The sequence below is a fragment of the Hallella multisaccharivorax DSM 17128 genome (genome assembly GCF_000218235.1).
GTDB lineage: Bacteria > Bacteroidota > Bacteroidia > Bacteroidales > Bacteroidaceae > Prevotella > Prevotella multisaccharivorax.
In genome coordinates this window covers 216905-239481 of sequence record NZ_GL945017.1, presented here as the reverse complement: position 1 = coordinate 239481, position 22577 = coordinate 216905, and the positions used below count along the sequence as shown (strand labels likewise).

The following is a 22577-nucleotide window of genomic DNA, read 5'->3' as shown; positions in this document are numbered from 1 at the left end:
GATTTAGATTTATACATTTGCATTTGTAATGGATAAAAATTGGATGATATTGATTGCTCAATGTTTTTCGATTGTCCTGGTCAGGCGTGTTGCATCCACAGCCTGACCTTTTTCAGGTTCCGATATTATTTCATAGGCACTATTTCCTTCCTTTTCTAACAAGTTTAACCATATCCTTTTCTCGCGTATAGGCAGACGATGTCAGCAGGGCTATGGATGAAAGAATATCATCAACATTGTCCGACAGGTTGAGTTTGCCGCTGACTTTCTTGTCATTGAGTATGGGATCCACTTCAGTAAAACGAATGTCATAGTAACTGCTGACTTTCTTCAGAACCTCACTTACCGGCGTATCATTGAAGAACAGGTAGTTGTCCTTCCAGCTTACGTAGTCGGAAACATCAACCGTCCGCTTGGACAGCCGTCCGTTCGCAAGAGAGACCCGTTCGCTGGGCAAAACTGTCATGCTGCCGTCCCTGCGGGTATCAACCTGCACCTTGCCACGTACCAGTACGACGGCTGCTTCACGCTCACGACTATATGCCGAGACATCAAAGCTGGTACCTTTCACCGTCACATCCATACGGCTTGTATGAATGATGAAAGGCTGCTGTGGATTCTTCATCACATCAGCAAATACCTCTCCGTCCACATTCACATCACGCGTTCTTCCTGTGAACTTTGTGGGGACTTCTGCTTCCGAACGTGAGTTCACCCACAGTTTTGTTCCGTCGGCAAGCGTGATGGCAAAGCGCTTTCCTGCGGGCACGTGCAGGCGGCAGGTCTTTCCGCTGACGGACCCTGACTTACCATAGATAACCTTTCCGTCTGTTATGGTCATTTCCCCGAGATGTCTGAAAGTGAGACGCTTCCCATCCACCAGCAATTCCACATTCTTACTTTTCCGCATTTCCCGTAACAATTCTTCTGTATTCACTCCATTGCCTTTGGACAATAGGGCATAGTTTTGCCCGGCGGGTTGCTTTATGTAATGTACATAACCGAAGTACAGAGCTGGCACAAATAGCAACAGGAACATAGCTGCCACAGCTGCAATTCTTGAGATATGCAGGATGCGGACATGACGCTGTTTCGCCGAAAGCGTCTTCTGTATTCTTTCCAGCAAGACATCCGTACCGGCATAATGGGCGTCGTTTATCTGCAGACTGTCACTGATGCGGACAGCTTCATCGAACTCAGCCTCCAGTTCTGGATGGCGGACGATAAAGTCATTCCAGAAATCATCCAGTTCCTGTGTCCGGAGCAGACGCCACATTATGAACTTCCTATCCTTCAGACGGAAGAAATCCATACTGCTGTTTATCTTGTCATAGTCAGAACTCTTCATAGGTACCTTGTCATTTTTGTCATTAAGATAAAATGGAGTCGTATTTGTGGACAGTAAGTGTAAGGAAATGCCATTATTTATACTTCTTTAACCGGGATTTCTGTTACAGGAAGGGTAAGTTGGCGAGATATATTCCAGTCCCATGGACTATGCCAAGCCGAAGTTTAGTGGAAGAAGATGGAACTGCAGTTTCGAACAGCAATGGCAGCAAGCATGCAAGGGACAGACAAGGTTGTTTCCTGTCAGTCCCAGATGTCACCTGATACAGGGGCAATCACCAATGGTGACGGGCACAAACTCTAACCGTGATGGAGAGTCGATTAATTAGTTTTGAAATGTTTATCTGTGGAGTGAAGATCGGTGAAAACTGAAGTTTAGAGGCTGCATCATCTCGGTACCGACGATGTCGTCCGTAGCAGTATTCTTGCTGAAGCCAACCGGTGTCGTCCGCAGGAGTCCTTTAAACAGACTTATGTATAACAGCTTGGGTAGTGCAATCCTTTTTCAGCGGACGGTAATAAAAAAGAGTATATTCCACCGAAGCGGAACATACTCTCCTTGTTTACCCTGAAAACTGTGATAAAAAACTGAGATAAAAATGTCAGATAGCAGTTACTGCTACACGGAGCACTTTTGTCTGTGTTACCCTGAAAAATCCTTGTTCTATAATATTTGTCTGTAAACAGTCAATAAAGTCACTTTAAATAACTAAAACTGAATGTAACCAAATAACCAAAATCTAATTTACATATTCACAATTAATAATCTTTATTTTCAACGTACAGACAGACACCTGTACCTGAGTGTCTCTTGTTCTTTCTTACCGTTCAGTCTTTCAGCTTGAAGACAGCTGCAGAAACGCCGCCCATCCCTATGTCCAGCTTGCCTTTCTCCGGCTTGCATGAAGCTTTTCCTACGAGAGAAACGATACTCCCCTTACAGAAAGAGATGGCTGGGAGGCTCACACGGACAGAAGCACTACTTGGATTTACGGCGATGATGTAAGTCTCATCACCAGCACTACGCTGATAAACCAGCGGATAAGGCTTGTCGACATCGCTCAGAAGCCGCCAGTCACCCGTATTGCCCAGAGCTGCTGACGACTGTCGTAGTGCCACCAGCGAGCGCACGAAGTTCAGCACCGAATGTCTGTCTTTCTCTTCTTCTGACACGGTAATCCTTCCTCCATCCGTTGCCACGGGGAAATAAAGCTGTTCCGGACGACAGGTGGAGAATCCGGCCGTGGGGCCCGGTGTCCATTGCATAGGCGTACGATTACCCGAGCGTTCATTGCTTCCTTCTTTGCTCGGCAAATCACGCTGGGAGATCATGCCGATTTCGTCACCATAATATATAAAAGGTATGCAAGGCATGGTCAGGAGGAACGTAAATGCAACTTTCAGCTGGTCGGGCGTATTGCGCGTCCCTATGTTCATACGTTGGAAATCATGATTGGCTGTCGGCAGGGCAATGTATCCCAGGCTGCGTGTCTTGGCATAAGCTTCGGAAAAGTTCTCGATGAATTCCTTTACTATGCCTTTGCCCGACTTGTCGAAGTAGCAATAGGGGTAAGAATGACGCTCGCCGAATGGAGTGTCTTTTGCAAAGAACAGAGAAGGGTATCCTGGAATTCCGAAGTGCATCATGAAGTCGATATTGAAACCATCGGGGATAGCTTCCGTCGGTCTCGACCACTCGGAGATGAGGACACACTCCGGGTAATACCTGTCTTTCCACTGCCGCATCTCCGTCCACAACTTCTTCAGTTCGCTTCCGTCATAGTCATTTTTCACCAGCGACTGTGCCATATCTACACGGAAGCCATCAATGCCTTTGTCCATCCAGAATGCCATGATATTGCGCATCTCTCTCCTTACCGCCTGTGGCCCCGGCGCATCAACGCTCTGTTCCCACGGATGATTCGGGTCAGGATGGGCATAACCGTAGTTCAATGCCGGCTGACAGGCAAAATAATTCTTCAGGTAGTATTTTGCACGGGGAGCATCCGCATCAACAAACTTACCACGTGTGCTGGAAGCTGGATTAGGATCCTGCTTGCGCAGTTCGATGTCTTTTTTATCTTGGTCAGAAATGCTGTCGGTCCAGATATAATAATCGCTGTAACGCAGGTTGCGATCTTTCCCCATCGATTCCCTGAACCATGCGCACTTGTCACTTGTATGCCCGGCTACAAGATCAAGACAGACCTTGATTCCCCGCTTATGCGCCTCCCGAACAAGTGTGACAACATCACTGTTCGTACCAAAACGAGGGTCAATCTTATAAAAATCAATAACATCATATCCTCCATCAAACCAGCCCGACTCGAAGATAGGATTCAACCATAAGGCATTCACCCCTAACGATTGAATGTAATCGAGCCGCAGGATAATTCCTCTAAGATCACCGATGCCGTTTCCGTCAGTATCCATGTAGGAGGAGGGGTAAATCTGATAGAACACGGCTTTCTCCAACCATTTGGGACCGCAATCCCTGGCACATACGCTCAATGACAGCAGGGAAGTAAAGAGCAGTGTAATAAACTTCTTCATTTCCTTAATGGATTTTAATTACATTTTTAACAAGACTATATGATAGTTCATTTGTAGACAGTCCAAACAAATATTAACAGTATTTAATGCGAGGGAATTTATCGGTAATTTCCCAGTCGTGTTTGTACATAAGCAATGCAGATTTTGACCTTAACTTTTTTATCTAACTGGCGTAAAGTTCGAGGAATTTTATGTAAGTTTGCACCGTTATGCGTTACGTTGATGTCATATTGCCGTTACCCTTACAGGACGTTTTCACCTACACCATAGCCGATGAGCTTGCAGGGCGAATCAGCATGGGCATGCGCTTGCTTGTCCCTTTTGGCAAGGGTAAGACCTATGCGGCAATGGCAGTGCGTGTCCATGATGACAAACCGGACCTTGCCGCCGATAAGATACGCGAGGTATTGACGGTGCTCGACGATGCCCCCGTGCTTCTCCCAAGTCAGCTGAGGCTGTGGCGTTGGATCGCCGATTATTACATGTCGCCCTTAGGTGAGGTGATGAATGCCGCGCTGCCGGCGGGACTGAAAGCCGAGTCTGGCTACCGGCCACGGACAGAGACCTGCGTGCGCGTCAGCAGGAAGTTCGCAGGGGTGGAGGGTGAGAAGGTCGCCGTGGAGATGCTCCGGCGCATGGCGCGTCAGCAGCAGACGTTCCGCACGCTCCTGTCTCTCAGCAGCAATACTCACGGTGGTGCTGCGTGTAGCGGCGTAGTCACGCGTGAAGAACTGATGAATGAGGCTCACTGCACCTACGATACCGTCAGGCGACTGGCCGATCAGGGGTTTGTTGAGACCTACGAGCATGTTGTGGGGCGGCTCAACAGCTGTGGAGCCGCCCCACATCCAGAGCGTATCAGCCCGTTGAGTGATGCTCAGGCAAAGGCAGAGGCGGAGATTGTACAACAGTGGGCCACCAGGAATGTGGTGCTCCTCCATGGTGTCACGTCGAGCGGGAAGACAGAAATCTATATCCATCTCATCCAAGAAGCTATCGACCGTGGTCAGCAAGTACTTTATCTGTTGCCGGAAATTGCGCTGACGGTGCAGATGACACAGCGGTTGCAGCGGGTCTTCGGCTCACGGCTTGGTATCTACCATTCCAAATATAGCGATGCAGAACGTGTGGAGATATGGCGTAAGCAACTCTCCGATGCTCCATACGACATCATCCTCGGCGCGCGCAGTGCCGTCTTTCTGCCTTTCCGTAGGCTCGGACGTGTCATCATCGACGAGGAGCACGAGACAAGCTATAAGCAGCAGGACCCGGCGCCACGCTATCATGCACGCTCCGTGGCACTCGTCATGGCGCAGATGTCAGGCGCCAAGACCCTCCTCGGCACAGCCACGCCCTCGATGGAGAGCTATTACAATGCCACGACGGGAAAATACGGCTTGGTGACGCTCACGACGCGTTTCAAAGACATCGAACTTCCGGAGATAGAGGTCGTCGACACGAAGGACCTCCGCCACCGCAAGATGATGACGGGACCGTTCTCGCCCCGTCTGCTCGCTGCCATGCGCGAAGCGCTGTCGGCAGGCAAGCAGGTCATCCTCTTCCAGAACCGCCGTGGTTTTGCGCCGGTGCTGTCGTGTCCTACCTGCGGCTGGACGCCTAAATGCCGCAACTGTGACGTGTCGCTGACCTACCATAAGCGGCTCAACCTGCTCACTTGCCACTACTGTGGTTTCACCATGCCGGTGCCTGAGACTTGTCCTAATTGTGGCAATCCGCATCTCTCTGACCGGGGCTATGGCACGGAGAAGATTGAGGATCTCGTGCGTGTCGAGCTTCCCGAGGCGCGTGTGGCGCGTATGGACCTCGACACCACCCGCACACGTGGCGCTTATGAACGGCTCATCAACGAGTTCGGAGAGGGAAAGACCAATGTGCTCATCGGTACCCAGATGATCTCCAAAGGGCTCGACTTCGACAGGGTGGCGGTGGTCGGGATCCTCGATGCCGACACGATGCTCAACTATCCTGACTTCCGTGCCTATGAGCATGCGTTTATGATGATGAGTCAGGTGGCTGGGCGCGCGGGACGCAAGGGCAAGCGCGGGCTCGTCATCCTGCAGACACGCAGCCCGAAGTTGCCAGTCATCCGTCAGGTGGTTCACAACGACTACACTGGCTTCTTCAATGATCTTCTCGAGGAGCGTGCGCTCTTTCGCTATCCTCCATTCTCCCACGTCGTCTATGTGTTTCTCAGGCACAAGCAAGAAGGAATTGTGGAGATGGCGGCACAGGAACTTGGTGGAAAGCTGCGTCAACTCTTTGGTGACCGTGTTTTGGGTCCCGACAAGCCGGCCATCGCCCGTGTGAAGACAATGTTTATCCGAAAGATCGTGTTGAAACTTGAGTTAGGCATCGATCTGCGAAAAATGCATTGGGCACTCTATGCGGCGCGTGATGCCATCACCGCTCAGGCTTGTTATAAGTCGGTGCAAATCTATTTCGACGTGGATCCCGATTAATCCTTTCCCTCACGCTGATTGACATATTACCTCCATGCTCCCACTTCAGCATTGAAATGGCTCTATGAAAACACAGGCAATGGGTTGATTAGAAAGAAAAAGGTGTACTGCCATAGTTGACGGTACACCTTTAATAATATGTGTGTAAACAGTGTTTTTTTTACAGGTTCTTGTTGTCCTCACTCCACTTCTCTATAGGAGGCACGATACCGAGGTCGATGACCTCCTGGCGCATATCGCAGAGATGCTGGTAGCTCTTCTGTAGCTCAGCCATCTCCTCCTTAGTACCGGTAGGAGTGGTATAGTGCACACCGGTCTTGTCGATCGTGGTGGGCAGTGCCATCATCACGTTCTTGATACCGAGTTCAGGCAGGTTGGCGTAGCAGCCGGCAGGCAGTGTGAAAGGCTCGCCGCCCATGGCACCCTCGATCATCTTCACAGCGCAGTAGGCAGGGCTCTGGAAAGAGCTGCGGCCACGCAGCTTGATGATGTTGGATCCGCCCTGTGTGGTAGCGTGCTTGATTTCAGCCCAGCGCTGGTCGCTCAAGCCCATCTCAGCGAGGGGCTTGCCGTCGACCTTCACCTGAGAAGCGAAGACAGCCATCTGCTCACCGTGACCGCCATAGGTGTGGGCGCCGGTGACTTTGTCCTGCTGCACGCCGAACTCGTGAGCCAAAGCCTGCTGCAGACGAGTAGAGTCGAGAGCAGCGAGTGAAGTCAACTGATTGGGTTTCAGGCCGCTGTGGATGAGGGCTGTGAGAGCCGTCACGTCAGCAGGATTGAAGATCACCACCACGTGCTCCACGTCGGGGCAGTACTTCTTGATGTTCTCACCGAAGTCGGCTGCGATCTTGCAGTTGCCCTTGAGCAGGTCCTCACGGGTCATGCCAGCTTTACGGGGAGCACCACCTGAAGAGATGATGTATTTAGCGCCAGTGAAAGCTTTCTTGGCAGCCTCGGCCACCTTCTTGGGATCATTCATGTCCTCCACTGCGGGGGCATAGTAAGAGAGGTTAGCGCCGGGGAAAGCGCACTGTTCCATCTCATCGAAGACACCGTGCACCCCGGGCTCATAAATGTCGTAGAGGCACACATTTGGAGTCAGGCCCAACGCGAGGGCTGTCTGAACCATGTTGGAACCAATCATACCGCCTGCGCCGACGATAAGGAGCTTGTCATTTGTTAAATACTTCATAACTTAGTTTGTATTATAAAAGTTTTCTATTCTCGCTTGCAAAGGTATAGAAAAAACGATAGAAGTGATTGCTTTTTTTCGTTGTGAAATGTTGTATAATATTAAAACCTTCTGCTTTGCAATGTGTGTTTGGCAGACTGTCATTATGAACCCGTATGTTGACCAAGGCGTGGTCACATGATGACCAAGGCGTGGTCATACGATGACCAAAGCGTGGTCATGCTGCCAGTCAAACGTATCCCCGTAATGATCAAACTGCACTTTTGCTGTATGGTCTTGGGACAAGCCTTACTTCAGCACGGGCCAACCGTCCTTCCAGTCGATATCCTTGACCACGAGCACCGACTGACCGCCCAGCTCCATGTTATAGCCGTGACAGATGAAGAGGTCACGCCCATTGATGTTATAGGCGGCGCAATGACCGGCTGCCTCATACTTCACTTTATCTCCTTCAATGACAGGCACACCACCGCCATTGATCATGTCTATGCCTCGATTGTCGAGGTACGGCCCTTCGACTGACTTGCTGCGGCCTACAACAACCCGATAAGTACTCTTCATCCCCATGCAGCAATAATCCCAACTGACAAAAAGGTAATAATAACCATCGTGCTTAAAGACGAACGGCGCTTCTATGGCATTCTGACCGGCGACTTGGGGGAAGTTGCCCGGAGCGAAATGGTGGGAACCTCCTTCGGCTTCTGGGATGTCTCGGGGATTGAAGGCAAAGCGGCGGGCAATGGTCCTCGGCTTTGCTCCTGCCCTGACATGCATGTTGCTGTCAAGCGCTATCAACTGTATGCCATCCCAGAACGATCCCCAGACCATCCACGGATTGTTGTTGTCATCAATAACGAAGTTAGGATCAATGGCATTCCAGTTGTCCCTGCCTCCGCGCGAAGCGATGATGCAGCCCTCATCCCGCCATCCCTGCCTGTTGCTGAGGCGGTCGTTGGAAAGAAGCCCTATGGCGGAGGTATTCTTGCCGAAGATGGAGCAGCTGTAAGCCATATACCATCTGCCATTAAACCTGATCACATCCGGTGCCCAGAGATGGTTGCGCAATCCGGGAACGCTGTCCCTCGTCCAGGACGGCAGCTTGCCATGGAGCACTCCCTCGCGGTCCACATCCCATGTATGGAGATCCCTCGATCTCATCTCGGAAATATCAAAGCCAGTACTGTAGACATAGTAGGTGCCGTCCTCATAAGCCATGACGGGATCATGGACGAAAGGCACCGGCGTAGAAAAGGATGCGACCACCGAAATGGCCGCACCCATCAATAATTGAATCAACATGTTACCTTCTGACAATCTTCTTTCCGTTGACAACAACGATGCCCTTATAATTGTTGCTGACGCGCTGACCGCTGAGGTTGAATGTGCGGCCATCGGTCATCGTCCTGCCTGTCTTGATGCCTTTGATGCCTGATGTTGTGCCGTCTATGTAGGAGCCCTCACCTCCCTTATCCACATGGAGGCTGTACTCACGGGTGTAAACCAGATCGTCCTTTGTGATCTTCAGCGTCAAGGTCACGGGACCATTGCCGAGGACGGTACCGTCTTCGCGAAGGATGTTGTTGTCGGATGAGGTCCATGCTATCGTGGTACCTAAGAGCCCTTGCTCTGGCAGGCTGACATTGCTGTTGATTGTTGCTCCGTCGGTGAAAGGTATGGAGATCTTGTCAAGCGTATACTTGACAGCTGCTTTAGCGTCCGCCTTAGACGCCCATACCTCCTGCTGATAGGTGAAAGAATCCTTGCCGATCTCCGTAGATCCGTTGTCATCGGCGACGGCTGCAATGCAGACGGCGGGGATGCTGGTATAGTCAAGCCGCTGTTTCACCAGCACGCCCTTATAATCGACGCCGTCAATGCTTAACGTAATGAAATCAGTGCCTGCCTTTCTTGTCCATTTGTCGCTTCCGCCTGTAGAGGCACCCGAGACTGACCCGTCTGCATGAAGTTCAATGTTGATGGGCTTCGCATTGACCGTGGTCGTCGCTCCGTCGTTTACAGGCTGATTGTACTGATGACGGATAAACTGGTAGTTGCCGGGGACCTCCGCATCGGATACAGATGCTGAGGACGCGATAGCCTCATTGGTGACAGGCTCACCGTTGAACTCATAGGGGGCAGCCACGAGCCAGCCATCCTCATTGAGAAAGAGCTGGTGCACACGCACCTCATGTCCGTAAGAATTATTGGTGAACTTCGTGTGGTAAACGACAAATGCACGTCCCTTCTCATCAATGAAGGCAGAGTTGTGCCCTTGTGCAGTCTCGCCTGTCAGCATGGTATCCCACTTGTATCCGTCCATGAGCAGCACACCGCGGTTGTCTGTGGCAGCAGAGCCATAGTTCATGCGGTATTTGTCGTAGAGAGCAGGGGTTCCGTAAGCATCCTTGTAGGGTCCGTCTGGCTTGTCCGCACGGAAAATGCGCATCTGATAACCAGCCCCCGGATTCAGCCCGCCATAGCTGAGGAAAAGAAACCAGTGTTTACCAATCTTTTGGATATAGCTGCCCTCTCCTGATACATAATATCCTCCGGCAATCTTCTTGCCGAAATAGGGGTCGGAGGTGCAGTTGGCATGTGCAGTAGTGATGGTCGTCTTGTTGCCATTGACCTCATAATCATAAGTGTACTGATAGTCGCGAAGACCATTCTCCCTGTTCAGACGCAGCATGAAGATACCGCCTGACCATGATCCGTAGCTCATCCAGAGATTGTCGTCATCGTCATAGAACACACACGGGTCGATACAGTTAGGCCAGTAGGTTCCCCACTTACTTCCAACCTTGTATCGCTCAGGCAGAGATGTGGCGCCTGTAGCAATGGCAAGATCCGTATGCTTCCAGTCATCGGCTGCACCGTAGCCATTGTGAGTGTAAGTGCCCTGAAAGCCGGAGAACACTACCGGTCCCTGATAGACCCAAGGTCCCTGGACGTTGTCAGACGTGAAAAGTACGATGGAAGAGCACCAATGATCGCCGTTGAGCGACATATACATACACCACTTCTTCATCGTCTTGTTGTAGATGACGTCAGGAGCCCACTGCATGCCACAGACCTTATTGCCACTTGCCTGCCACTCATGGGCATTGAAGTTGCCGAATGTGACCGTGTTTCCCTGATAATCTTTTACGCTGGTTGTCGCATTCGTGCTGTAGGCATCAGTATAATTGATTCTGACGCCCTGAGCATTGGCAAACAGGCTGTTTGCCGAGCCGCCGGTCTCGTAGGCAGCCCAACTGTCGTCCCAGGCTTTATAGTTGCTTGCAGCGTCGGTCCTGCCGTGACCTAAGTGAGAGCCATAGACATAATAGGTCCATGAGTCCGGATGGGTCACATTGTCAACAACTATCGAAGGGTCATGGCAAGAAAGCCTATGGCTATAAGTCTCCAGCCGGTAAACTCCCTCAAGGTCAGCGTCGCCGACCGTCGTCTGTGCGCCTACCGTTACAGGCAGTGCCAATGCCAGCGGAAAAAACAGTTTGAATTGATTCATATGAAAAATAGTTATGTCAAGCAGAAATCATTGAAAGCAAAATCGGGGAAGCCACCGGCTGGTGACTTTCCCAATGCTTCACCGTTATTTCGAGCTCTTATTATCTGCGAAGACTCCGGTATATTCTGTGCGCGACATGTCGCTTGGCCGATGCTGTCTTGTCGAAAACAAGATGGCAGTTGTCAACCGTGAAGTCTACATACAACGCTTTTGGATCGATCGTGTTCAGCCCGAGATAGTAGAGCGTGTAGGCGCTGCCCAGTGATCCGGTCATCACAGCCTGGATGTCGGCAGTGCCATTGTTACAGTTGGTGACGTAAACCTTAACCTTGGCACCGTTCATCTCTGTAAGCCAGGAAGCCCAGTCGGCTGCGGCAGAAGCCGTATGGGTACTTGCGGCATAGCCGTCTCCCCAACCGTAGTTGTCGGAACGGACCACAGCGTACTCCTTATACCCGGCAGCGTCATCAGCAGAGTGACCCTTGGCTACATTGACAAGGTCGACAACGAAGTTGTTCCAGTTGCTCACGCCTGTGGTATAGTTGGTGAATGAGAACTCACGTGTCTCACCCGCAGGAACCTCAACATTCGAATTGAGGTGAGCGCCCCACCAGACTGTAGAGTTATCCTCCGCACCGAGCGTTGTGGGATCAGGCGTTGCAAATGTCGACTTCGACTGACTGACCTCTATTTCAATCCTGGCAGTCTTGCCGTTGCTCGAAGAGACCGTAACTGTGTGCTTCCCTACCTTTGCAGGAATCTCAGAGAACGTCAGCTTGGCGTTGTCGATCACGGCCTTGCTGCCGTTGGGATAAGTTCCTGTTACGACCAGTCCTTCCTTATCAAGAGCCAGCGTACGGCTGGTCAAGTCGCTCGTTGCATCCGAAGAGAAGTAGTAATAATGTGTGTGAGCAGGCTGGTGGGTCACTTCGATGGATGTCGGCAACTGACGCACCATGAATTTGGCTGTAGCCGAGATTGGCTTGTCGGCAGCCACACCTTTGAAGGTCTTGTCGTAAACAACTACCAGATGCTTCTCGCCCTCGGAGCTCATGTCAGGAGTGGAGACGAAGTAGAGCTGACTTGCAGGGATGGTAGCCGTCACGCCCTCCTCGTAAGTGACGGTGGCCGTCACGTTCTGCATGGCGGTGTCGAGCGGCGTGCCGAGAGCCACTTCATCAGGAATATTATTCAATGTCATGGAGACAGGCTGCTTGTCCTTGGCTGAAGTATATCCGCCTTCAGGCTTAACGTTGGATGAGAGGAAGTCAATGTAAGAACCCTCGACAGCGAGGAAGCAGCGGATGTTCTTATTCGTGGCGTCGGCATTGAGGTTACGCAGTGCATACGGCTGACTGTACTTCTTGATGACCGTACCGTTGTTGATCTCAATCTTGAAAGAGTCGGGATTGGAACGGTCGACGATCAATGTTACCTTACCACCCAGTTTCTGCAAGCCTGCATCCTTATTGTCCGTGGGAGACATCGGAGCGTTGCTGGTGGTGTACTTGAAGAAAAGGTCGGACCCCCACTGAGAGTTGTAAGTGGCAGAGTCGTTGGTGGCATCATAACGGAAAGCACCATACTCGGTGTAACCGGCGCCGCCACGGGGAGCATCGTTCGTTATAACCAGTGCGAAGTTCTTATAGTAAGTGTTGTCACTGGGGTTGATGTTCAGGTTGAACTGAGCATACCACTTCTTTCCGTCAGGAATGACATAATACTTCGAGAAGGCAGACCACCAGCCTGACGTGAAATCGGTGCTGCCGAAACTGTAAACGTCCTCGTGCATGTCTGCAGGCAGTTCGATACCCTTGTTCTGCCCAGCCTTGGCTGCGTTGATGGAGTCTATCTTCTCAGAAATCCAATCTGGCGAATCATTGTTGTAAAGATCTGCGCCTTCGCAAGCCGTCAGTGCCAGTATGCCAAGAACTGTACCACAGAACACACCTGCAATTTTTTTGAGATATCTCATAATCGTTGTTTCTGTTATTGTTTTTAGATACAGGAGCATCCCATTCATTGAATGCAAGGGATGCTCCCTATTCATGATATACTATTTGCTCAGGTCTACTACAGGATGAACCGTGAAGCCATTACCGGTGAACCACTTAAAGTAGCTGTCATCACTGTTGTTGGCGCAGTTGCCCTTAAGATTACCGTTCTTGTTGGTAAGTGTCTGGACAATAGGGATGAACTCGTGTCCCTGGACGTATGTATCGAAAGAGCTCTTCAGTTCAGCGTCGGCACCGATCTGCGACACGTCAACGGGATCGGTTAGTGCATGCTGGGCGAAGTCTACTGAACGGCGGAAAGCCTCGTGCTGACGGAGCTGTGCCTTGCGGTCATTGTCATAGAACCATCCCCAACGGATAAGGTCGAAGCCACGACCAAACTCGCAACCGAACTCCTTCGGACGCTCCACATTGGCAATCTGCTCAAAGAGCTTGTCTTTGGTCGGGAAGTCGGCAAGTTTGAGATCCTTCAGGTGAGCACGCTCACGGACCTGATTGATCCAACCGATAGCCTGCCGTGTAGGACCGTTGACCTCATTCTCACACTCTGCTGCACGGAGCAGCACGTCAGAGTAACGCATCAGGCGAAGGTTGATGCCATCGTGAAGGCCGGTGACGACCTTGTCGTAAAGACCTGTGCGGGCGTTTGTCCACTTGACGATTGGAATGCCACCATAGTTGTTGTTGGTGTGGATATTAGAGGTAGCAGTCACCTTGTTCTTGTACATCACATTGCCAAGTGTCTCATCGTTGGTGTCCCAGTCGGACTCGTAAGTACCAAGTGTCCAGTAAAGGCGTGGATCGAGATGATTGTCGGACGTGCGCTCTGCCTTGAACAGATTGTACAGCCAGGGTGATCCGGAGAGGTCCGCCCAGCCGCCATATTCAGCGGGAGCATAGTTCGACTCAACGGCAGAACCCTGAGTGGCATTCTTGGATGTGTTTACAGGAGTCCACTCGTCGTCGGTTCCCTGCGTGCCATAGTCAAGGAACTGTACCTCAAAGAGGCTTTCATCATTGTTCTCGTAAGCTGAACCCTCACGGAAGTTATCACCGTAATTGGCCATGAGCTTATAAGTGCCATACGTGCCGGACATGATGTCTTTCAGCACCGCAAGAGCCTCAGCATACTTGTGACGCTGCATCAGCGCACGTGCATAGTAACCGGCTGCTGCACCGCTGTTGGCACGGCCCTTAGCCCACTCGCCACCTTCGCTCTTGGAGGGCAGGAGGTCGATAGCCTCCTTAAAGTCCTTCTCCACCTGGTCAAGCACAATGTCGTACTGGGTCTGTGAAGTGGAGTCGGCAGGGACATTCGTGCCATAAAGTCCATCAAGCGTAGAATAGGTCTCATAGCTCGTGATCAAAGGCACGTTCTGGAAGTAACCCGTAAGGTTGTAGTAGGACAAACCACGCAGGAAGAGCAGCTGACCCTTGATTCTCTTATAGGTATCAGGGAGCCGGGCATCATCGGTATCACCGATCTTAGACAAGCCAAGATTGCACTCATTGATAGTGTAATACCACTCACGCCAGACCCACCAACCTATATCACCGGTAACCGGCAGATCATAGTCATCAAACGGCATGTACCAAACTTGCGACGAGTTCCACACCTCATCACCACGGGTAGTATCTATCGTGTAACCAACGCGGGCGTAAGAGCCCTCCATACGGATGTGGTTGTATGCTCCGATAACGATCTCCTGAAGATCACTGGCTGTATTGCCAAAGGTCCCGGAAGTCTGCTGGTTAGGATTCTCAACGTTCAGCTGATCGCTGCAAGAGGTCACAGCGCCAAGCCCGAGCATGAGAGCCAGAGAGATCTTATACAGTTTCATATAAAATATTCGTTTTTAATGGTTCTATTATGAATTGTTTTTTAGTATGAGAAATGCAGACCGACCATGAAGGTACGCGGTGTCGGGAAAGAGCAGAAGTTGTAGCCCGGTGTGAACACGCCACCTGCGTAGTCAACATTGTAACCCTTATAACCGGTGAGGGTATAGAGATTCTGGGCTGACACATAAAGACGCACGCCGGAGACCACGCCACCGAACCACCTGTCAGGCATATTATAGCCAAGTTCCACATTAGCAATCTTCCAATAGGCGGCATTCTGAATCTTGCGGCTTGAGAACAGGTCGTTCCATGCGAGGGTTGCATTGTTGGCTGCGTATGTGCGGGGAACATTAGACAGATAGGTACCATCGTCTGCATAACGGTTAGCATCAAGCAGAGCAACATCCTTGTTGCCATAACCGTAGCAAGAATTAAGACTGTTATAGATATCATCGGCTACGTGATAGTTAAGCGCGCCATAAGTCTGGACGCTAAGATCAAAGCCCTTATACTCAAGATGTGCACTGAGACCGAAGTTCATCTTAGGCATACCACTGCCGAGAACAGTCTGGTCGCTGGCATCAATGGTACCATCTCCATTGACATCCTCATAGTAGCAGTCACCGATGTTGGCACCCTGCTGATATTCTGTCTTACCCTGAGCGGCAGCGAGCTTGTTGAGTTCATTCAACTGTACCTGTGAGCGGATAATACCAGCATATTTCCAGCCATAGAACTTACCGATCTCCTTGCCCGGTTCTGTGATGTAAGCACCGGAAATGTATGAGTCGGTACCGAAGCCGAGACTCTTCACGCGGTTGCGGAGCGTAGAGAGGGTCCCGGTCACCTCCCACTTCAAAGGATGGTCATAGTTACGGTAGGTCGCCGAGAACTCAAAGCCACTATTGTCCATTGTAGCAGCATTCATTGTAACTGTAGTGTTGGCGACACCGGCCTGCTCAGGGACAGGCACACCGTACAGAAGGTCTTTGGCGCGGTTCTTGTACCATTCGGCAGTGAACTCCAAACGGTTGTTGAACATTGCCATATCAATACCTACGTTATAGGTAATCTTCTTCTCCCATGCGATGTTCTGATTCACGAAGTCTGCAATGGCAGAGCCTGTGACGACGTTGTTGCCGAAGCTGTAACTCATGTTGTTGCGTGCCATGGTAGCCATGTACTGATACTCACCAATATTCTCATTACCGAGTTCACCATAAGAGCCACGGAGCTTCAACATATTAATAATGTCTGTCGGAACCTTGAACCATTTCTCCTTATCGATACGCCAACCGGCAGACACAGACGGGAACCAGCCCCAACGGATGTTCTTTGACAGACGGGAGCTGCCGTCACGACGGACGATAACAGAAAGCAGATATTTGTCGGCATAGTTGTAGTTCAAACGTGCGAGGTAAGAAGCCAGTGTATGCTTATACTCATAAGAACTTGCATCACGTGTCGTGCCGTTCTGAAGTTGCAGGAAGTAAGGCTCGTCAAGTTCATTGGCCCAACCTGTGAGCAGATTGGTGCGTTCATCCTCAAAGGTCTGGCCAACCACAAGATTAATATTATGCTGACCGATATGTCCATCGTAAGTAAGCGTGTTCTCTATCAAGGCGTCGCTGTAGTCACGGGAGCCTTTGGTCAGGCGCTCATTGCTCTTGGCCAAATACACACGGTTGCTCTGAATCCATGCAGGAATCCACGTCTTATCAAAGGCATGAGTCTTACTGTAAGAGAGATTGATGTTGTAATGCAGGCTGTGGTTCTTGTTCTGCAAACCAACCATCTTGAAGAGGTCCACATCAGCAGACGCAGTACCAAGGAAGCGGTCAACCAATGTCTTTCGTGTCAGCATATTGTTGACGAGCAAAGGATTAGATGCAGAAATATCTCCGTGGATATTGTCATAGTAGACGCCATAGCCGTAAGCGTCATACTTGTATCCGGAAGCAGAGCCGACCTTGTCATCAAGCACCCATGTAGAAGAATCGTATGCCTTGATGGTAGGCTGCATCAGCAGGGTGCCGCGAAGCACGTTCGTCACGTCACCATACAAGCCCTGAACATACTCGCTGGCATTACTCAATGCCATGTTGTCCTGATCGGAGTGGGTATAGGTTAGACCTGTGCGGAACTTGATAAACTTCGTATCGAAAGTGTTATTTACACGGGCAGTGTAACGCTCATAGTTAGGCCCTGCACCCTCAATGATCCCTTTCTGATTGAAATAGTCGAGGCCTACATTATAAGTATTATGCGAGCCACCACCGGAAAGATCGACGTGATGGTTCATACGGGTGCCAGTCTTGAACACCTCATCAAACCAGTCGGTATCAGTGCCGTCCATGAAATGATACTTATTGTCACTCCCAAGACTATAGCCGCCCGGGACAGGAGTGCCGGAATTGGTACAGGCCTGACCCAGATACTGACTGTACTGATCGGCATTCATCAGATCGTAAACACCCTTGGGAGCAGCATCAACACCAAAGTAACCAGAATAGTCGAGACGCAGCGGCTGGTCCTTCTTACCGTTCTTGGTAGTGATGATGACCACACCGTTAGCGGCACGTGAACCATAGATGGCGCCGGCAGCAGCATCCTTCAACACCTGAATGGTCTCAATATCGTTTGGTGAGAAATCACGGATAGTAGTACCGACAGGCACACCGTCAATGACATAGAGAGGCGCCTGAGACCCAAAAGTACCGATACCACGTATGCGAACCGACGGGTCAGCTCCCGGCTGACCGTCAGAAGTAACCTGCACACCGGCGACCTTACCTTCAAGCATCGTGGAGATGTTCGAGTTGGACACTTTCTTCATCTCATCTGCATCGACGACAGCTACGGACCCCGTCAGGTCCGCCTTCTTCTGTGTACCATAACCGACAACCACAACCTGATCGAGCGTGCGGTTATCCTGCTCCAACTGAATCTGATCGATGATAGTACGCCCGCGCACAGCAACCTCATGGTCCTTGTATCCAATGTAGCTCACCACAAGTGTAGCATTGTAAGGTGCATCAACCGAAAAGTTTCCATCCAAATCGGTTACTCCACCCTCTTTGGAATTCTTTACCTTAACAGTGGCACCGATAAGCGGTTCGCCTTTCTCATCGACAACATGGCCCTTGACCTTGATTGTCTGGCTCTGTGTGACAGAAGCTCGCAACGGTGACGGCATCATTGCCATTCCACCAACGGCTCCCAGACAAAGCATCACTGAGAATAATTGTTTCCTCATATTAATCTGTTTTTAGTTTTATAAAATAATTCTTCTTGGTCTTCGTATCTTTAGGGGGGACGATCTCTCCCTGTCTCCCTGGTCATTCGCACGATGACACATGCGCGTTTCCTGCAAAGGATACGCTGCAAAAGTACGAAGGGTGTAAATATACACGGTGGAAAAACAGAAATATAAAGTGGAAATATCGTATTTCCTCTGATTTTCTACCCTTTAGCTCTTCTTGTATGCCGATGGGGCCACACCGAAGCGCTGGGAAAAGCAACGGGTGAAATATTTGGGATCGTTAAATCCAACACGGAAAGCAATTTCCGTGATGTTACGTTCAGCAACATTATCTTCCAACATCTTCTTGGCAAGGTCAAGGCGATAATTACGGATAAACTGAGATGTTGTGAAGCCGACATTGCTCTGCAACTGTTTACTGACCTCTGTCCGCTGCATACCCAAAGCCTCTGCTATCATCCCCACATTCAAGTCGGGATTAGCATAGTTCTCTTCCATAACCTTCATAATCCGGTCCATAAACGGTACTTCTTTAGACCGTACCTCAGTCTTATCCTTGTCGATGCTCTGCTTCTGACTTTGTTGATACAGCTTCTCGTTCTGCAAAATCTTCTGGATACGTGACTCCAGGAGCTCCGGTTCCTTACTGTCCTTCAGCGCCGCCTCGATAGGCCGGTACAACTGCACGGCTACTCTGTCCCGCATCAGTCTCATGCGATATTTATAGGCTTTGAAAGCAAGGAAGGCAAGAAGGAGAGCAAGCAATGTCAGGAACCACCAGCTCTTCCAGAAATAAGGTGTCACCGTGACCCCAACAGAAGCCACTTGAATCTTACCGCTGCCCATCGGAGGTGTGTACCTCACTTCAAAAGCATAATGACCCGCAGGAAGCATTGAATATCTCACACTGTGCTCACCTGTCTGCAGGGGAATCCAGTCGTTCTCATAACCTTTCATGCGATAGGCATAGGCTCCCAGACTCTCACCGTCATAGCTGAGCGTGGAGAAATCGATAACGAAACTACGGTCACTCTCGTGAAGACGAATTTCTTTGCTGATGGCAATGTCCTCTTTCAGATAGTCGCTCCCCGCTTTCACATAGCAGTTGTTGACATAAAGAGCAGTAAACGTCAGCCTCACAGGACTGTCTGCACCCTTGTTCACACCCTCTAAAAGTGTCAGTCCTTTGTCGCTGCCCAACCATATTTCTCCATGATGGCCTTGGATGAGCCCGTTGAAATAAAACTGATTACTTAGCAAGCCGTCTGCTACCGTGAAATTGTCAAAGGTCTCTGTCCGAGGGTTCATGCACGACAGTCCGTCGTCTGTCGCAATCCACAGCAACCCGCTTTTATCAGCCGCCAATCCTTTCGCTCCATTGTTGGCGAGTCCATTCGTAATGGTAAAGCAGCGCACGGAAGCACTGTCAGGAATGGAACCTCTCATTCGGTATATGCCGTCACCATTGCTTCCTATCCATATTGTGCCGTCCCGAGTCTGAAAGAATGATGTCACCTTCTCGTATGCTTTGGAGGATGGATGGTCGAGCTTATATAAATAATGTGTAAAAGAGAACTGCCCTTTTCGGTTCGGCCCTTTCTTTAGGTCGACAGAGACCATTCCCGGAAGGCATCCCATGAATAACTTCCCATCGCGGGTCACTAAGCTGCCTATCGCTCCGTTGATGGTACGGCATTGCGGGAAAGGATCGCGAAGCTTCTGGGTCTTGAAGTCATAGAAGAACAAACCGGCATTGGCACCAATCCACATCCCGTGATTGTACGGGTCATAGGCCATGGAGCCGATAAACATCAGGTCCACAGAATGCGCTGCGTCTGTGACGAGTGGACGGATGCTACCGCCGGAAGAGACAGCTACACCACCGCCCCATGTGCCAATCCAGATGTTTCCACTGCTGTCAGTGGTAAGAACAGAAACGGAATTATGAGGCAGGCCGGAGTTGGAAGTCGTGAAGTGAACGAACTCGTGTGAACCCTTCCGCAACAGGTTGAGACCGCCTTCCACCGTTCCAATCCAAAGGTCACCGGCAGGCGATTCATACATGGCATTGACGGCTCCGGAGCTTAGAGATTCTGGCAAGGCATCATCGTGCAGGAAATTGGTGATATTAAGTTTACGTGGTTTAAGTTGTGTGATTCCGCCATTCTCCGTTCCAACCCATAACTGTCGTCCAAAAGTGTAAACGCAATTGACGAAGTCGCTCGACAACGGATTGACCGCTTGTCTGCTGTTCCAGTGTCCGGAGAACGAACGGTCCCTGTTCAGTAAGTCAACCCCTCCCAATGTGCCAATAATGAGGTGTTTGCCATTATTCGAAACAGCAAGTGACGTCACCGACTCGTGCTGCAAGCCGTTGCCTGTCGCCTTGAAGTGGATCCCGGGGTCTCTGAAAACGCTACTGTATAATCCGCGATTCGTACCAAACCACACCTGCCCATGCCACTTGACGATTGCGCCAATGATCGAACCATTTAATTGAGGATACAGGGCTGAAAGATTCTCAACGACCAGATGATCTTTCCGGACTCGAACCTTATTGAGATGCAAATTTAAGCCCACATAGACGGAGCCGTCCCCATCCAAGTCAGCAATGGCGAGATCCGGAACCTTCGTGTGGTGTGTCGTTACGAACACCTTGGAGACGTTACCCTCATCATCAAAAGACACCCGACAAAGGTCCGTAACCGTGAGAATCCATATATTTCCTTTTGAATCGCAATAGACACGGATACAAGGTCTCGTCATAACCTGTCTCAACATCTTGTCTGTCTGTGATGAGGCAGACTTGGGATGATTGACACTTCCCTTTTTCATGTCAAAGCATTTGGTTCCTTCCTCGAAAGCGATCCAAAGACGTCCGAAATGGTCTTCCACAACATTGTGACAACTGTTGGAACACATACTCAAACCAAGATTTCCACTCAGTCCGAAGTTCATAAAGGAAAAGCCGTCATACCGTAACAATCCACTGCCATGTGTAGATAGCCACACAAAGCCATGCGAGTCACGATAGATATCGTCGACATAGTTTGCCGGCATACCTGTGTTGAGGTTAAGATATGAGACGAGAAAGCCATTGCGCACTTCTCCCCGCAAGGGAAGAACCGACATCATGGTGGCCAGCAGCAACAGGGAGAGGCAACACAAAAAAACATTTGTTTTCTGTCTCATATTGGTGTTCCAAGCAAGTTTTTTATTGGTTTTACCATTGCAAAATTAATAATTATCTCTGACTTTTACCTATCTCTTCTATTATTTTCTGTAACTTTGTACATATGAATACAACCAATATCACAAAGGAGCTTAAGCCACTGCAGGGGGCAGTCTCACCCTTTGCCTTCAATGCTGATGACACGCTGTGGGACTGCCAAGATCATCCCAAATACCACACTGTATTCAGCACTTCAAAGAGCTGCTTTCCGTGCTTTTGCAAACCTTTAATAACCAACACCCATCATCCAATACCCAATAGTCATGGAACAAAAAATACTTGATAAACTCTGCCACTGTCCGCTCTTCGCAAACATGAACCCTCTTGAAATAGAAATAGCACTCAGCGGTGTCAAATGGTCCATCGTACGCTATGATGCCCACGACATCTATGCGCTTGCCAACATGCCTTACCAACATCTCGACATCATTCTCAGCGGCACTCTCATCTGTCGCATGTCGTCGTTATCGGGCAAGCAAGTGGAAGTGAGCCGGCTGCGTGATGGTAACATCGTGGCGCCTGCCTTTGTCTTCTCCAAGAACAACAACCTGCCTGTGGGTGTGGAGACGGGAACACCCGTTACAGTATTCCGCATGCGCAAGACAGAGTTTGAGCAGCTGCTCCGCGACAACTGGCAACTGTCGATGAACTTCATGCGTGTACTTTCTAACATCAACGCTTTCCTTACTAAGCGCATGCGTGTGCTGAGTCTCTACACAGTACGGGAGAAAGTGGCATGGCTTCTCCTGGAGCGCGCAGGGGAACAAGGCTCTAATGTGATTCACCTCTTACGCTCACGTCAGGAGATAGCCGACTCGTTCGGCATTCAGAAGTTTTCGCTGCTCCGTGTCCTTGCCGGCTTTCAGAAGGCGGGAGCCATCAAGATCAACGGCAGAGAGATAACTATCTTAGACCAACAGAAGATGAAGTAGCATGACGGCATTGTTGTGCTTCTCTTCTGACCCATCGGTGTTTTCAGGTATGGATTATTTAAGGTTAAACCTGTCCTCCTAATTACACTTCTGTGTTGAACTTGCCGACTCTTTACGAATAAATAATACTATGTCTTGTTAATAATACTATGTCTTATATTATCAGAATGGGAATATTGTTTGTACCTTTGCGTCAAGACTAAATATA

Annotated in this window: 11 protein-coding genes; 2 read left to right on the top strand and 9 right to left on the bottom strand. The window is 50.1% G+C overall.

The window, feature by feature from the left end:
- Nucleotides 1-139: 139 nt before the first annotated feature.
- Both PREMU_RS01445 and PREMU_RS01440 read right to left on the bottom strand, forming a co-directional pair.
- Entirely contained in the window at nucleotides 140-1348 is a 1209-nt protein-coding gene (locus tag PREMU_RS01445) for a FecR family protein (protein WP_007572561.1), read from the bottom strand.
- Between the two features lie 827 nt (nucleotides 1349-2175).
- The gene (locus PREMU_RS01440) at nucleotides 2176-3900 is read right to left on the bottom strand and encodes an alpha-amylase family glycosyl hydrolase (RefSeq protein ID WP_007572559.1); all 1725 of its coding nucleotides are present in this window, start codon (nucleotides 3898-3900) and stop codon (nucleotides 2176-2178) included.
- Between the two features lie 209 nt (nucleotides 3901-4109).
- Between PREMU_RS01440 and priA the strand changes: the two genes are divergently transcribed.
- Entirely contained in the window at nucleotides 4110-6380 is a 2271-nt protein-coding gene (gene priA / locus PREMU_RS01435) for a replication restart helicase PriA (protein WP_007572557.1), read from the top strand.
- A gap of 160 nt (nucleotides 6381-6540) precedes the next feature.
- Here priA and PREMU_RS01430 read toward each other — a convergent pair whose 3' ends face one another.
- From PREMU_RS01430 to PREMU_RS01400, 7 genes are all read right to left on the bottom strand, one after another.
- Nucleotides 6541-7575: a malate dehydrogenase gene (locus PREMU_RS01430; protein ID WP_007572556.1), complete on the bottom strand. Its 1035-nt coding sequence runs from the start codon at nucleotides 7573-7575 to the stop codon at nucleotides 6541-6543.
- Nucleotides 7576-7863: 288 nt separating this feature from the next.
- On the bottom strand, nucleotides 7864-8874 hold the full coding sequence (locus PREMU_RS01425; protein WP_156803926.1) for a family 43 glycosylhydrolase: 1011 nt from the start codon (nucleotides 8872-8874) through the stop codon (nucleotides 7864-7866).
- A 1-nt stretch (nucleotide 8875) separates the two neighbouring features.
- A complete protein-coding gene (locus tag PREMU_RS01420; protein WP_007572554.1) occupies nucleotides 8876-11086 on the bottom strand; it encodes a glycoside hydrolase family 43 protein in 2211 nt (736 codons plus the stop codon).
- A gap of 100 nt (nucleotides 11087-11186) precedes the next feature.
- On the bottom strand, nucleotides 11187-13061 hold the full coding sequence (locus tag PREMU_RS01415) for a hypothetical protein (RefSeq protein WP_007572553.1): 1875 nt from the start codon (nucleotides 13059-13061) through the stop codon (nucleotides 11187-11189).
- 81 nt (nucleotides 13062-13142) lie between these two features.
- Nucleotides 13143-14942: a RagB/SusD family nutrient uptake outer membrane protein gene (locus PREMU_RS01410; RefSeq protein ID WP_007572552.1), complete on the bottom strand. Its 1800-nt coding sequence runs from the start codon at nucleotides 14940-14942 to the stop codon at nucleotides 13143-13145.
- Between the two features lie 41 nt (nucleotides 14943-14983).
- Entirely contained in the window at nucleotides 14984-18199 is a 3216-nt protein-coding gene (locus PREMU_RS01405) for a SusC/RagA family TonB-linked outer membrane protein (protein WP_007572551.1), read from the bottom strand.
- 213 nt (nucleotides 18200-18412) lie between these two features.
- Nucleotides 18413-21397: an AraC family transcriptional regulator gene (locus tag PREMU_RS01400; protein ID WP_007572550.1), complete on the bottom strand. Its 2985-nt coding sequence runs from the start codon at nucleotides 21395-21397 to the stop codon at nucleotides 18413-18415.
- 303 nt (nucleotides 21398-21700) lie between these two features.
- On the opposite strand from PREMU_RS01400, the gene PREMU_RS01395 reads away from it, so the two are divergent.
- Nucleotides 21701-22369, top strand: coding sequence for a Crp/Fnr family transcriptional regulator (locus PREMU_RS01395; RefSeq protein ID WP_007572548.1), 669 nt, complete (start codon nucleotides 21701-21703; stop codon nucleotides 22367-22369).
- Nucleotides 22370-22577 lie beyond the last annotated feature (208 nt).